Annotated in this window: 12 protein-coding genes; all 12 read right to left on the bottom strand. The window is 65.0% G+C overall.

The window, feature by feature from the left end:
• Nucleotides 1-20: 20 nt before the first annotated feature.
• On the bottom strand, nt 21-1,067 hold the full coding sequence (locus QJT78_RS01805) for a flagellar hook-associated family protein (protein ID WP_028147158.1): 1,047 nt from the start codon (nt 1,065-1,067) through the stop codon (nt 21-23).
• A 3-nt stretch (nt 1,068-1,070) separates the two neighbouring features.
• Complete coding sequence (gene flgK, locus QJT78_RS01800) at nt 1,071-2,546, bottom strand: flagellar hook-associated protein FlgK (RefSeq protein ID WP_028147159.1); 1,476 nt, start codon at nt 2,544-2,546, stop codon at nt 1,071-1,073.
• A gap of 34 nt (nt 2,547-2,580) precedes the next feature.
• The gene (locus tag QJT78_RS01795; protein ID WP_038944910.1) at nt 2,581-3,813 is read right to left on the bottom strand and encodes a flagellar hook protein FlgE; all 1,233 of its coding nucleotides are present in this window, start codon (nt 3,811-3,813) and stop codon (nt 2,581-2,583) included.
• A 97-nt stretch (nt 3,814-3,910) separates the two neighbouring features.
• A complete protein-coding gene (locus QJT78_RS01790) occupies nt 3,911-4,492 on the bottom strand; it encodes a transglycosylase SLT domain-containing protein (RefSeq protein WP_028147161.1) in 582 nt (193 codons plus the stop codon).
• Entirely contained in the window at nt 4,443-5,768 is a 1,326-nt protein-coding gene (locus QJT78_RS01785) for a flagellar hook-length control protein FliK (RefSeq protein ID WP_028147162.1), read from the bottom strand. Before QJT78_RS01785 ends, QJT78_RS01790 begins: the two co-directional genes overlap by 50 nt.
• Nucleotides 5,765-6,949 (bottom strand): chemotaxis protein, encoded by a 1,185-nt coding sequence (locus QJT78_RS01780; RefSeq protein WP_038944914.1) that lies wholly within the window; start codon nt 6,947-6,949, stop codon nt 5,765-5,767. The genes QJT78_RS01785 and QJT78_RS01780 overlap by 4 nt, the downstream gene beginning before the upstream one ends.
• Nucleotides 6,946-8,286, bottom strand: a complete 1,341-nt coding sequence (locus QJT78_RS01775; protein ID WP_028147164.1) for a MotB family protein — start codon at nt 8,284-8,286, stop codon at nt 6,946-6,948. The genes QJT78_RS01780 and QJT78_RS01775 overlap by 4 nt, the downstream gene beginning before the upstream one ends.
• A 6-nt stretch (nt 8,287-8,292) precedes the next feature.
• Nucleotides 8,293-8,988, bottom strand: a complete 696-nt coding sequence (locus QJT78_RS01770) for a hypothetical protein (RefSeq protein ID WP_028147165.1) — start codon at nt 8,986-8,988, stop codon at nt 8,293-8,295.
• On the bottom strand, nt 8,985-10,613 hold the full coding sequence (gene fliF, locus QJT78_RS01765) for a flagellar basal-body MS-ring/collar protein FliF (RefSeq protein ID WP_028147166.1): 1,629 nt from the start codon (nt 10,611-10,613) through the stop codon (nt 8,985-8,987). Before fliF ends, QJT78_RS01770 begins: the two co-directional genes overlap by 4 nt.
• 308 nt (nt 10,614-10,921) lie before the next feature.
• Entirely contained in the window at nt 10,922-11,887 is a 966-nt protein-coding gene (locus tag QJT78_RS01760) for a flagellin (RefSeq protein ID WP_028147167.1), read from the bottom strand.
• A gap of 300 nt (nt 11,888-12,187) precedes the next feature.
• On the bottom strand, nt 12,188-13,156 hold the full coding sequence (locus QJT78_RS01755) for a flagellin (RefSeq protein ID WP_212480602.1): 969 nt from the start codon (nt 13,154-13,156) through the stop codon (nt 12,188-12,190).
• A 268-nt stretch (nt 13,157-13,424) separates the two neighbouring features.
• Complete coding sequence (locus QJT78_RS01750; protein ID WP_038944243.1) at nt 13,425-14,387, bottom strand: flagellin; 963 nt, start codon at nt 14,385-14,387, stop codon at nt 13,425-13,427.
• Nucleotides 14,388-14,398: the final 11 nt, after the last annotated feature.

Below are 14,398 nucleotides of genomic sequence, written 5' to 3'. Positions count from 1 at the left end.
CAAAGGTTACAGACCCAGACTCAGAGATAGTTGATGAGGCTGATCTGCTGAAGCTGCGACGTCAGCGCCAGCGCCGTCTTGATCTGGGTCTGCAGCGTGTTGACCCGGACCGAGGCCTCCGTCGGGTCGACCGCCTCCAGACCGACGATCTGATTGTTCAGAATGTCCTGCTGCGCCTTGAGCTTTTCGGTGGCGCCGGTGACCCGCTGCTGGACTGTGCCCATGCTGCCGCCGAGCGTAGCGAGGTCATTGATGGCGTTACCGACAAGGCCGATGGCCTTGTCCACGACGACCTGGAACGTGTCCTGGCTCAGCTTCGCGTTTCCGAGATCCGCCATCATGGTGTAGGCCTCGGCGAGCCTGCGGAAGCCGATCTGGTTGGCGCTAACGGACGTATCGGCGATCTCGGTCGTGGAGATACGGCTTTGCATGGTCTGGTCGGTGGCCGTTGACCAATTGGTGTTCCAGGCCGGGCTCGCGAACTCGGCATCGAAGGTGGTGTCGAGGAAGGTCTGCATTTGGGCCGGGGTAATGGTGCCCACGCTGGCCGAGGATTGCGAGAAGCCGAAGGTCGCCAGGAAATCGGCGTCGACCTGGTTCTTGCTGGCCGAGCCCGCGGTGTAAGCCGTGATCGGTTGGTTCTGCGTGTTGATGCCCGAGAACAGATACGAGCCGTTATAGGAGACGTTCAGCGCGCCGATCAGGTCCTGGAGATTGGAGGACGCAGGCGGCAGGATGATCCGCCCGCCGCCGTCGGTGCTGCGGGCCGCGATCAGGTCCTTGAGGAAAGAGGTTGCGGTCGTGCCGAGCTGGGTGATCCGGTTCTGCGTCGTGTCCAGGCGCCCCGAGACGAGCCCGTTGGTATCGACGAGTTGATCGGCAAAGCTCAGGTCTGCCCGCAGGGTGACGTCGCTTCCCGTCGTGGCACCAAGCTCGAGGCCGACATCGGCGAAGCGGCCGGTGGTGGCTTCCTTCGAGGCCTTGGTCAGCGCGGCCTGATTGTTCGTGATCGAGGACCTCAACGACGAAGACAGCATCAGGGTCGAGATGTAATTGGCGCTCATCATGACTTAATTCCCCACGGCGGCCAGCAGGCTCTGCAACATTTGGTCGACGGTCGAGATGATCTTCGACGATGCCGAATAGGTACGTTCGACCTGAAGCATCAAGGACATCTCGTCGTCCATGTTGACGCCGCTGACGTTCGACAGCGCCGCGGAGCTGCGGTCGAGCAGCGTGTTCTGGTAGGTGGCGTTGTCGTCCGCGGCCTTGCGCTGGTTTTCGATCCAGCTCGTCGACGACGCCGCGAAATCGATCAAGCTGCCGGTCGGCTTGCCTTGGGTGGATGCATCGAACGGCTGCGACGCATCCATGTTGCCGATGAGCTGCTGCAGCCTGGTCGAGTAGCCGGCATTGCCGGTGGTGTTGTATCTGTAGGCGACGTTGCCGCTGATCGCGCCATCACGCAGCAGATTGGGATTGCCGCCCTGGGCCGGGTCGACCGACGCCGCAACGCTGATCGAGCCGGCCAGGCCGACCGAGACGGTCGCGCTTGCGGGCATCGCGGGTGAGCCGGGATAGGTGAAGAGGCCGGGCCGGTCGGGCAGCGCGGCGCCGGACTGGTCGACCTCCTTGAAGGATTCGACAAGGCCGCGTGCGACCTCGTCGAGCTGGCTCTGATACGTGACCGTGGCGTTGTCGCGCAATTGGGCGAGGCCGGCGAGCTTGCCGGTCTTGATCGGCATCACGGAATTGGCGCCGGTGACCGGGACACCGTCGATATAGACAGCATTGCCGGTGGTCCCGGGCGTATAGATGTTGGTCGCCGCGAAGCTGACCGAGCGCGCCGTCTTGTCGAACAGCACGACACCGCTGTCGGTGTAGAGCGCCGCGTCGCCGTTGGCGCGCAGCGTCATCGAGACGCCGACCTCCTGCGACATCTTCGAGACGATGTTGTCGCGCTGGTCGAGATAGTCGGTGACGTCGTCACCGGCGATCGTCCCCTTCACGATCGCGGTGTTGACCTTATCGAACTGGGTCAGGAGCTGATTGATATTCCCGACCGAAGTCGCCATGTCGGCGTCCGCTCCCTGGCGCACCGTCTGCACGGTCTTGGTGGCCTGGTTGAGCGCGGTCGCCATGTCCTTGGCGGACGTGACCGCCGCCTGCGCCAGCGTGGTGTTGTCCGGAGCGTTGGCATATTGCTGGAGCGCCTGCTTCAGCTTGTTGAGCTGGGCAGCCGGCGACTGCCCAAGTTCGGGATCGTCCACAGTCGAGGCCGATATCTTCTGAAGACCGTCCAGGATCGCATTCTGCTTGGCGGACCCGGACGTCGCGATCAGGACGTTATTATAGAGACCCGAGCTGGCGGCGCGCTGGATCGCCGCCACATAGACGCCGGCCCCGGGGAGATTGTCCAGCACGGCGATCTTGCGCGAATAGCCGGTGGCGGTGGCACCGGCTATGTTGCGCGAGATCGTCGAAGACTGGATGCCCGACGCCATGAGCGACGCACGAGCGGAGTCGAGAGCGGCGGTAAGGGACATGATCTGCTCTTGCCCGGAATGAGCGCTTGAGGATTCAGCGCTTCAGGTTGACGACGACGTCGAGAAGATCGGCGCCGGTCTGGAACGATTTCGAATTCGCAGTGAAGCCGCGCTGCGCCTCGATCATCCCGGTGAGTTCGTCCGCGAGGTCGACGTTGGAGTCCTCCAGCGCGCCCGACTGGACAGTGCCGAGACCGCCGGTACCGGCATTCCCGGCCTGGGCGTTGCCGGAATTCATGTTGGTCGAATAGACGTTGCCGGGCTCCGGCGTCAGGTTGTCGGGGCTCGCGACGTCGGCGAGCATGATGGTGTAGAGCGTCAGTTGCTGCCCGTTCTTGAGGATGGCCGTCACGAAGCCCGAATCGTCGACATCGACCTTGTCGATGGCCGATGGAGCGCTGCCATTGACGGTCGCCTTGAAGCTGAAATCGGTTCCGGTCTGCGTCAGATTCGACAGGTCCAGGGTCGCCGCCGCACCGCCGGGGACGGTGAAGGCGAGAGTCGTCGGGCTCGCCGCGGCCAGCGCGCCTTTGCCGGTTGCGGTCGTATCGAGGGTGAGAGTGGTGGCGGCGCCGACCGACGCACCTGTCGCGGAGTTGTAAGCCTGAATCTGCCAGGTGTCCGAGCCGGCGGCCGTCGCCGTGTGGGACATGTAGACGTCGAGCGTAACGGCCTGGCCGATATTGTTGTAGGCCACGATCGAGCTCTTCGACGAATATGACGCCGGTCCGGGCGGACCGGCGATCACAGCCGCTTTCGGATCCAGATTGCCGGTCGTGAGCGTTCCCGCCGTCGTCGGCACGGGCACTTGCGAAACCTGGGCAATGTTGACGATCTGCATGCCGGACAGGCTGTTCTGCGAGAAATTGGTCACCTTACCGGGCTGGCCCAGGAGGTAGTAGCCGGCCGCGTTGACCAGATTGCCCTGGGCGTCCGGCACGAACGAGCCGGCGCGCGTCAGATATTGCTGCGTGTTGGTGGCGTTCGACACCACGAAGAAGCCGTTGCCCTGCACGGCGAGGTCCGTGGTCGACGTGGTGAACTGCGTGTGTCCCGCGTCGCTGATGGCGTAGCGAACCGTCGTCTCGACGGCGCCGGAGTCGTAATTGCCGGAGCCGCTCTTCAGGATCAGTGACGAGAATTCCGTCGAAGCCCGCTTGTAACCGGTCGTGTTGACGTTCGCGATGTTGTCCGAAACCGTCGACAGCTTGTTGGACTGCGCGCTCATTCCGGAAACGCCGGTGCGCATAACACCATACAGGCTCATGAAGTAGGCTCCTTTGTCAGGTTGTATCTACAATGCGGGTTCTTGCTTGCGCGGGGCTGATGATTGGGATCCGTACACAACTTTCAGGTTGTAGCGGTCATGTCGTCTTCGGCTGACAGAACGAGCGCGCCTTGTCGGTCCACGCGCCGAAGCCGCTGGAGACGAGATGAGCGACGATGTGACAGACGTAGCGCTTCTGCGCGGGCTGGTTGTTGGGGCCTGCATTGTAGCGCGCGACCGCCATGGTCCAGCTGCCCTCGCGCTGCTTCAGCTCTTTCAGGAAGCGTGCGGCGTATTCGACGTTCTTCGCGGGATCGAACATCGCGCGCACCGACGTGAACTTGTCGCCGTGATAATAATGGTTGATCTGCATACAGCCTAGGTCGATCAGCTTGATGCCCTTGCTGCGCATCGTCTCGAAATTCGCGATCGCGTCGTTCATGTCCTTGGCGAACACGGTCTGGCCGTCGGCGCCGAGCGCGTAAGGGTGGAGCGAACCACGCCGCCCGGTCTCCGTGAGGCCGACCGCATAGAGAATGCCGAGCGGAATCCCATGCTGCTGGGACGCGCGCGCCATCTCGCGCTCGCAGGGGCGCGCGTTGTCGGTCGCAGCTGGCGCGGCGCCCGCGCTACAGATAAACAGGGCCGCGGCGAGTATGCGGCCCCACGTCCTGGTCATGACGCGTCTCCTCGTTGGACTGGCGCTCCTGCCGGGCCTGCTTCGCACCGCCGTCCGATTGCCCGGACGACGTGCCGGCGCCGCCGAACGTGCCTTGCGACTGCGACGATGGCTGTTGCTGGCCGGCGAGCTGCGGCTGCGGCTGGCCGGAGCCGCTCTGGAATCCGTCCAGCGAGCCGTGCTGCACGGGCGCGACGTCGGCGACATAGCCCGCCGACTGCATGAGATCGCGGATCGAGTCGCGCTGCTGATCCAGCATCAGGCTGGTGTCCTTGCGCGCGGCCGCGAGGTGAACGGAAACCTCCGAGCCGACGAGGCGAAGGCGTACCGTGACGTTGCCGAGCGCCGGCGGTTCGAGATTGATCGTCAGGATCTTGAGCGGCTCAGGCGCATTGGTCTGCGACGTCGCGAGATCGGGGGCGGTGGACGCCGTCGGAGCCGGCGATTCCTTCAGCTCGGCGACGACTGCGTTGGCGACCTGCTGCGGGGCGCTGAACTGCGCCGGTGGCAGATGGGTCTCCTGCTGGACCACGGTGACCTTGGTCGCTTCGGGCAATGCGTCCCGCGCCGAGGCTTTGACGGCGCGCTCGACATTGGCCGTGATGGCCTCGAAGCCTTGCGTCGCGGGCATTGGCTTCGAGGACACACCGCTGCCTTGTTGCGCGGCTGCCGCCGCCTGCGAAGGCGCGGCCTGCGAGCGCGTGCCCGTTGAAGCGGCAGCGGGCGGCGCGGGCTCGGCAGACGTGACCTTCGCCGTGCCCTGGACCTCACGCTTCGCCGTGGCAGGGCGCTCGTCGCGCGCAGGCGCGTCCTTCTTGTCGCCCGCCGGCGATTGCAGCTGCGGCTTCACGGCCGGCACGGCGGCGAACTGCTGTTCGACGACCGCCGGAATGCTCGATCGGGCCGAAACTTCGGTTTTCGCGCCGTGGTCGACCGGAGTTTGCGTCTCCGGCGATTTTTCAGTTTTCTCGTCGGACGATTTGCGAATGGGTTCGGGCTCGTCATCCGCCTCGGTGCGTTCCCGCACCGTCTTGTCCTTGTCGGCCGGGCGCGCAAGGTGCGTGCGCAACGACCCGGCCTTCGCGCTCATGTTGCCGCCCTCGTCGTTGAGCGCCCGCTTCGCGAGATTCGAGACGGTGTGCAGCAGATCGTTGAACGACGAATCTGCCGGCGATTTCGTTCCGGCGGATTTTCCCGAGCGCGATGCGCCGCGCACGTTGAGGCTTTCGGCGAGACCCGAAAAGACCTGTCCGGAGGTTCCACTGAGCTTCGTCATGGGCGATCCCTGGTAAGGCGTTCGAGTTCGCCGAGCTGCTTCCGCGCGCGCGCAAGCGTCTCGGTCGACGCGGCGAGATCGAGACGCGCCGGCGTGACCGGAGGCTTGTCGGCGGCGGCGGTGGATCCGCCCGCGAACGGCTTGCGGACATCGAGTGCGAGCTGCAACGTCGCATTCAGCAACGGAACGTCGCGCTCGGGCAACTTCGAGCGGTCGAGGGCCTTCAACTCGGCGACACCGCCGTCATACTCGTCAGTGAGCGCCCGCGAGACGCCGCGTAAGAAATGCGCGCGCTCGCGATCCTCCGAGGCGTCGGCGCTGAGCGTCAGCGCACGCTCGCCTGCAAGCCGGGTCACCGCCAGCCGTCCATGCACCATCGCGGTACGCGCGATCACGAGATAAAGCTTGAGGCGGCTCGCGCGGTCGATCTGCTCCAGCAGAGTGACGATCCGCGCAAAGCGGCGCTCGTCGAGAGCAATGCTCGATTGCGTCAGGCCGGAGGCGAAGCGCTGCCAGAAGTCCCCGGCATAGACCGAGTTGCGGTAATGGCGGATATAGGCGAGCGTCAGGAACTCGAACTTGTCGAAATCCTCGGCCTGCCCGACCAGCAGGATCTCGCGCCGCAGCGCCGCCTCCTCCACCAGCGTGCCCGGCAACAGCAGCCGCGCGTCGTCCAGGCGCTCGATCGCGAGCGATGCCTCGGCGCGCGCGAACAGCGCGCCCTGGACCAGCGCGACCTGTCCGCCCAGGCCCGTTGGCAGCGTGCGCGGCTTGACGTCCTTGAGCAGTTCGCGCGCTTCGTCCTGGCGGCCTTCGACATAGGCCAGCGCACCATTGAACAGCCGCTCGTCGACGTTCAGCTTGTCGCGCGGCAGCTTTCGGACGACCTGCGGCCCGCCGCCGCTGAGCAAATAGATGATGACGGCCTGGCCGTTCTGCGCGTTGCTCCACACGCCCGGATCGGCGGCGAGGAACTTTTCGCCGACCTGCCGGGTCAGCGCGATGTGGCTGCCATGCGCCGCGGTGTCGCCACGGGCAATGCCATCCTGCACCGCCTGCAAGGTGCGCACGAGCTCATAGGGCTCGCCCGAGGTTGATGCCGGGGACGGTGCCGGATCGGCAAACGCGCATACCGTCGTGAACGGCAGCAGCAGCGCGGCGCGCAGGAGCGGCCTGATCAAGGGCGCTTCTCCCGGACCAGGATCTCGATCCGGCGGTTCTGAGCGGCAGCAGGATCGTTCGTCAGTTTCGGCCGCCGATCGGCGTAGCCTTCGACATGCTCGATCCGCTGCGCATCGACGCCGGACCGAACCAGCATGTAGTAAGCCATCTGCGCGCGCGCGGTCGACAGCCGCCAATTGTCGTAATTCTCGGACTTGTAAGGCCGATTATCGGTGTGGCCGCGGACGATGATCATGCCCTGGCGCTTCGTCAGCAGCGGCCCGATCTTGTCGATCACGCGGATCAGCTCGGGCCGCGGCTCGGCCGAGCCGACCGCGAACATGCCGAAGCTCGCATCGTCGGTCAGGCTGATCAGAAGGCCTTCCTCGACCTGGCGTACCTCGGCCACTGGGCCCGCACCGGCCTTGATGTCCGACAGCGCATCCGCGATCGCGGACTGCAGCTGCTTGACGGTCGGCTGCTGGGTCTGTGCCGCATCACGCGATTCGGAATTCTTTGCTTGATCGCCGGGGCGTGGCTGCGCGGCGGCATTGGCTTGAGCGCCAGCCTGGGCGCCCGGTTGCGGCGCATTTGCCTGGGCACTGCCATCGCGTTGAGCCTGCGAAGGCGCAGGCCCCGGCGGCAGCAGGGGCGACAGGCTTGCAGACGACGCGTCCGCGTTCGGAGCCACGCTTCCGCCGGCATCGTCCTGCTTGGCACGTTGCGCCTGCGGCTCGCCCTGACCTGTCCCGGACGCGTTGTCGCGCGCGGACGCGCTCGGCTTTGGCTCGCTGTCGACGAAGTGATCCGCATCCTTGGACGACTGAGGCGCCAACTTCCAATAGCCGGGATCGAACGGATCGCGATAGGCATCGCCGCCCTTGAGTCCGTCCTCTTCGGCGGAGGTCAGCGCGCCGGCACGGCGCTGGCCCGAGGCCTGGTTCGCACTGTTCGCGATCTCGGCAAGCGTCGCATAGGGATCGCGGAACAGAACCTTCTCTTCGAAGGAGGCAGGCTTCTCCGCCGTCGGCGAGTCTCCGCGACGTTCTTCGTTCGGCCCGGCCGGCTGACGCTTGCCGTCCTGGCCTTCGAACTGCGTCGGCTCCTTCTTGGTGAGATCCTTGAGGCCCTTCGGGGCGGGTGCGTTCTCCGCGAGCTTGATCGGGTTGAAATAGCTCGCGACCACCTGCTTCTGGTCCTGATTGAGTGCATTGAGCAGCCACATGACCAGAAAGAACGCCATCATCGCCGTCATGAAGTCCGCGTACGCGATCTTCCAGACGCCACCGTGATGCGCCTCCTCCGCGAAGGCGCTGCGCCTGCGGATGATCACCAGCTCGTGCTTGACTTCTTCCATGACGGACTACCGGCGCGCCTCGTTCAGACGTTCGCTCCACGCCGCAATCTGCGTCTCGATCACGGTCTGGTCGGCGACAACACGGACCTCGAAGGTCTCGGCGGCTTCGTATTCAATCCCGGTTCGCCGGGCCGCCTGGAGCTGCGAGCGCACCAGATCGAGCAATTCGCCCGGGCCGGTGATCTTGAACACCGGCACCGGCGAATTGCCGGTCAGCGCCGCGATCTGCTCGACCAGCGATCCGATCGCCTTGTCACGGACGGCGTCGGCGAGGAAAGGCAGCAATATCCGCGCGACCGAGCTTGCGATGTTGGTTTCGATCTCGCGGCAGGCCGTCTCGAAGCCGCCCACGATCGTGGCCGCCTGCTGGTCGGACCATTTGGCCCGCTCCTCGCCGAGCCGGATCGCGCTGCGGACGCGCTCCTCGGCAACCCTGGCATCGCCTTCCGCGACACCGGCGGCATGGCCGCGACGATAGGCATCTTCGAGAAGATTGACCGGCGGAGCTTCCGCCTCGGGCGCCGGAGGCGGCGATTGAAGCTGCGGCTGCGATTGGGCCTGACGCGGCGGCTGAGGCTCGCGCCGCACCTCCATCGGCCTTGTCAGCACATCCTGGATCTTGGGGGGCGGAGGCGGCGGTGGAGACTTGGCCCGCCCATTCGCGTCGAACTGCGTCAGGAGTTTTCCGATAGCCGCGTTCATGCTGCCTCCTCGCGCCGCATCCAGTCTTTAAGGATTGCTGCCGCCTGCATCTGATCGAGCCGTACGATCTGCTCCAGCCGCTTCTGCGGCGTCCGCTGCATCTTGCCTTCGAGATCCTCGACGAGGTTGAGCTCGGGGTCCTGACTGTCGGCCAATGCAAGGGCTGTTGCAGCTTCAAGCTCGGCGGCCTCGGCCGCCTCGGTCTGCTCCTGCGCTGCGCGATGCGTCAGAATGCCGTTGACCGCAGGGCGAAGGCCGAACCAGACCAGCATCGAGGCAACGGCCAGGATGGTTACTGCATTGATGACGCTGCCGAGCTGCTTGTTGATCATCTCGACGAAGCTGATCGGCGGCACCGGCGCCAGTTCGCGCGAGCCTTCGATGAAGTCGACGGCCGTCACCTGGATCTGGTCGCCGCGCTGCTTGTCCAGTCCGCCTGCCGTCGCCGCGAGCTGGCTGATCTCGGCGAGCTTGCTGTCGACGATCGCCTGGTTGCTCTTGTCGCCGAGATCGGCGACGAGCCGCGCGCGGTTGACCAGCACGGCGATGAAGAGTTTCTTGACCAGGTAACCGTCGCTCACCGTCGTCGTTGTCTTGGACGACACCTCGAAATTGGTGACGTCCTCGCGGCGGGTCTTGTCCTCGCTGGAATTCTTTGTGCCGCCGGAATTCACCTGCTGGTCGGGCAGGTTCTGCTGCACCGTGGTCGGCGTCGAACGGTCCGCATTCTGCGACGATTCCTTCTCGCGCACGTTCCGGACCGAACGCTCGGCGCGGCTCTCCGGGTCATAGACCGTCTCGTTGGTCTGCCGCTTGTCGGTGGAGAGCTGCGGCGCGACGCTCACCTCGAAATTGTCCAGGCCGAGATATGGCGTCAACGCCTTGCGGATGTTCTCCTGCACCATCCCGCCGACCGTCTTCTGGAGGCTCGCCATCTTGGTCGGCGCTGCGCTCGCCTCGTCCTCTTCGGCCAGCAGCATCGAACCATCGGCATCCAGCACCGTCACCTTGTCCCGGCTCATGCCGGGAATGGCCGCCGCGACGAGGTGGCGGATCGACTGCGCCGTACGCGCCTCGATCGCGCCGTCGGTGCGCAGCACGACCGACGCCGACGGCGGTTGCTGCGTCGCCCGGAACGAGCCGCGCACCGGCATCACGATATGCACCCGCGCCGCCTTGACGCCCTTCATCAGCTGCACGGTGCGCGCGATCTCGCCTTCCAGCGCCCGCAGCTTGGTGACTTCCTGCATGAACGAGGTCAGGCCGAGCGAGCCGATCTTGTCGAACAGCTCGTAACCGGAATTGGCGCTGGTCGGCAGGCCCTTCTCGGCCAGCAGCATCCGCGCCTGCATGGTCTGGCTCGGGCGCACCGAGACGGCGTCGCCGGCCGTATTGACGTCGAATGTGATATTCTGCTCGCGCAGCGCGGCGCCGATGCGCGTCACGTCTTCGCGATTGAGGCCTGTATAGAGCGTTTCGAACTCAGGCCGGCTCAGATAATAGGCGCCGCCGACGACGGTGACGAGAACGGCAAAGCCGATCAGTCCCAAGGCCATCAGGCGTCGCGGCCCAAGCTCCAGCAGATTGTTGAGCAGTTGCTGTACCTGCGCACGACTGAGCAGCATGTGACCTCGTACCAATGCGAACGTATGGGACACTCCGCTGCCAACCTTGTCTGAAGGTTGCGCGAGGAGGCGAATGTGTCGGTTCGCGGGCGAGGCGTTGCAATTTTACAAGAATCTTGGACGACGCAATCAGGTCAGGAGCAACAACCGGGCGCGCGGGCGCATGGCAGCGCGATCGGCTGCGGTGTGTTGCATGACGTCTGGCGTCGGGAGATCTTCCATTACGGGCACATCTTGTGCCGCCACACCCGCCGGTCATGGCGGGGACCGTGCTCCCGGGGGAGCACGGTTGTTTTCGAAGCCGGAGCTTACTTGAACAGCGACAGGATGCTCTGGCTGTTCTGGTTGGCGATCGAGAGCGCCTGAACACCGAGCTGCTGCTGGGTCTGCAGGGCCTGGAGGCGGGTCGATTCCGCGTTCATGTCGGCGTCGACGAGCTGGCCGACACCGCGATCCACCGAGTCCATCAGGGTCTTGACGAAGTCCGTGTTGGTCGCGATGCGGTTCTTGACGGCACCGAGATTGGCGGCGGCCGAGGCCACCGTGTTGATCGCGGTCGTGACCTGCGTGATGTAGCTGTCGAGCAGGATCTGGTCGGGCGCCGAGTCGGTCAGTGCACTGATGTTCAGGGTGCTGACCGAGGCCGCGGCGGGAGCGGGCGTCGGACCGCCGGCGGGCGGAGCGACGGTCGTGTCGAGAATGCCGGTCGGAGACGCGCCACCGGTGGTGTAGAGCGCGAAGCTCGCGGTCGTCACGGTAATGGAGCCGATGGTGGGCGTACCGCCAACGCGGGAGTACGACGACACCAGGTTGAAGGATGCCGGCGTGGCCGCGGGACCGGTCGAGGTATTGATGCTCAGCCAGTTAATTCCGTTGAAGGTCGCGGAGTCGGCCTTGAGCCTCATATCCTGCTGAATCTGGGTGATGTCAGCCTGGATCTTGGTGCGGTCGATACCGGCGGTCTTGGCTTCGACCAGCAGCGCCTGGAGCTTGGTCAGGCCGGAATTCTTGTCACCGATCACCGAGGTCAGAGCGGTGTATTCGGTGTCGACGGTCGCGGCCGACAGACCGAGCGAGTCGGAGACGGCGGAAAGCGCGGCGTTGTCGGAGCGCATCGAGGTCGCGATCGACCAGTAGGCAGCGTTGTCCGAAGCGGTAGAGACACGCTGGCCGGTCGAGATCCGGTTCTGCGTGGTCGCGAGTTGCGAGCTGACATTGCGGAGGGTCTGCAGCGCGGTCATTGCAGACGAGTTGGTGAGCAGACTAGAACTCATTTTTGACGTCCCCTTGAAACGGATTGAAATTTTTTGGGACATACCGGGCTTGCACCGGTACGACAGGGCGGCGTCATGCCTTTGGGCGGCGAAAAAGCGGGCCCAACCTGTCGTAACGGCGGCGATAGCACGCGAAGTTTGTGCGAGGCTTGTGGCTCCGCGGCGGGCCGGAACACGACGAGCCAGGTCAAGGCGTCAAGTCGAATTTCCAGGCCGCGATCATGGCGCGCGACGAGCTTGCGCCAAAATGGAAAGGCCGCGCTTCGCGAGAAGCGCGGCCTCCCCTGATGGTTTTGAGGCTTAACCGCGGAACAGCGACAGGATGCTCTGGCTGTTCTGGTTGGCGATCGAGAGCGCCTGAACACCGAGCTGCTGCTGGGTCTGCAGGGCCTGAAGGCGGGTCGATTCCGCATTCATGTCGGCGTCGACGAGCTGGCCGACACCGCGATCCACCGAGTCCATCAGGGTCTTGACGAATTCGGTGTTGGTCGCGATGCGGTTCTTGACGGCGCCGAGATTGGCGGCGGCCGAAGCCACCGTGTTGATCGCGGTCGTGACCTGCGTGATGTAGCTGTCGAGCAGGACCTGGTCGGGCGCCGCGTCGGTCAGTGCACTGATGTTCAGGGTGGCGACCGAGGCCGCGGCGGGAGCGGGCGTCGGACCGCCGGCGGGCGGAGCGACGGTCGTGTCGAGAATGCCGGTCGGAGATGCGCCACCGGTGGTGTAGAGCGCGAAGTTCGCGGTCGTCACCGTGATGGAGCCGATGGTGGGCGTACCGCCAACGCGGGAGTACGACGACACCAGGTTGAAGGACGCCGGCGTGGCCGCGGGACCGGTCGAGGTATTGATGCTCAGCCAGTTAATGCCGTTGAAGGTCGCGGAGTCGGCCTTGAGCTTCATATCCTGCTGAATCTGGGTGATGTCAGCCTGGATCTTGGTGCGGTCGATACCGGCGGTCTTGGCTTGGACCAGCAGCGCCTGGAGCTTGGTCAGGCCGGAGTCCTTGTCACCGATCACCGAGGTCAGAGCGGTGTATTCGGTGTCGATGGTCGCGGCCGACAGACCGAGCGAGTCGGAGACGGCGGAGAGCGCGGCGTTGTCGGAGCGCATCGAGGTCGCGATCGACCAGTAGGCGGCGTTGTCGGACGCGGTCGAGACACGCTGGCCGGTCGAGATCCGGTTCTGCGTGGTCGCGAGCTGCGAGCTGACATTGCGGAGGGTCTGCAGCGCGGTCATTGCAGACGAGTTGGTGAGCAGACTTGAACCCATTTTTGATGTCCCTTTGAAGATTGAACTGTTTTTGGGGACATACCGGGCTTGCACCGGTACGACAGGGCGGCGTCATGCCTTTGGGCGGCGAAATAGCGGGCCCAATCTGTCGTAGCGCCGACGATAGCCCGTGAAGCTTGTGCGAGGCTTGTGGCCCTGTGTCCGAGCCGCAACAGGGCAGCCGAAATTACCGCATGCGCGCGGCGTCACGCCAAACGAAAGGGCCGCGCTTCGCGAGAAGCGCGGCCCTCCCCAGATGGTTTGGAGCTTAACGGAACAGCGACAGGATGCTCTGGCTGCTGTTGTTGGCGATCGAAAGCGCCTGAACGCCGAGCTGCTGCTGGACCTGGAGGGCCGCCAGGCGGGTGGACTCCTGGTTCATGTCGGCGTCAACGAGCTGGCCGACACCGCGATCAACCGAGTCCATCAGCGACTTCACGAATTCGGTGTTGGTCGAGATGCGGTTCTTGACGGCACCGAGATTGGCGGCGGCCGAGGCCACCGTGTTGATCGCGGTCGTGACCTGCGCGATGTAGCTGTCGAGCAGGACCTGGTCGGGCGCCGCATCGGTCAAGCTACCGATGTTCAGGGTGGCGACCGAGGCTGCGGCCGGGGCGGGCGTCGGGCCACCGGCGGGCGGGGCGACGGTCGTGTCGAGAATGCCGGTCGGAGATGCGCCACCGGTGGTGTAGAGCGCGAAGTTCGCGGTCGTCACCGTGATGGAGCCGATGGTGGGCGTACCGCCAACGCGGGAGTACGACGACACCAGGTTGAAGGACGCCGGCGTGGCCGCGGGACCGGTCGAGGTATTGATGCTCAGCCAGTTAATGCCGTTGAAGGTCGCCGCATCGGCGGTGGACTTCATCTGCTGCTGAATCTGGGTGACGTCAGCCTGGATCTTGGTGCGGTCGACACCGGCGGTCTTGGCCTGGACCAGCAGCGACTGAAGTTTGGTCAGGCCGGAGTCTTTGTCGCCGATAACCGTGGTCAGAGCGGTGTACTGCGTGTCGACGGTCGCGGCCGACAGACCGAGCGAGTCGGAGACGGCGGAGAGCGCGGCGTTGTCGGCGCGCATCGACGTCGCGATCGACCAGTAGGCGGCGTTGTCCGAAGCGGTGGCCACGCGCTGGCCGGTCGAGATCCGGGTCTGCGTGGTGGAGAGTTGCGAGCCGACAGACCGCAGGGTCTGGAGCGCGGTCATGGCGGTCGAGTTCGTAAGCAGGCTTGACATTGCGAATGTCC

The organism is Bradyrhizobium sp. Mp27 (genome assembly GCF_029953005.1).
Taxonomy (GTDB): domain Bacteria; phylum Pseudomonadota; class Alphaproteobacteria; order Rhizobiales; family Xanthobacteraceae; genus Bradyrhizobium; species Bradyrhizobium barranii.
This window is presented reverse-complemented; position numbering and strand designations above follow the sequence as displayed.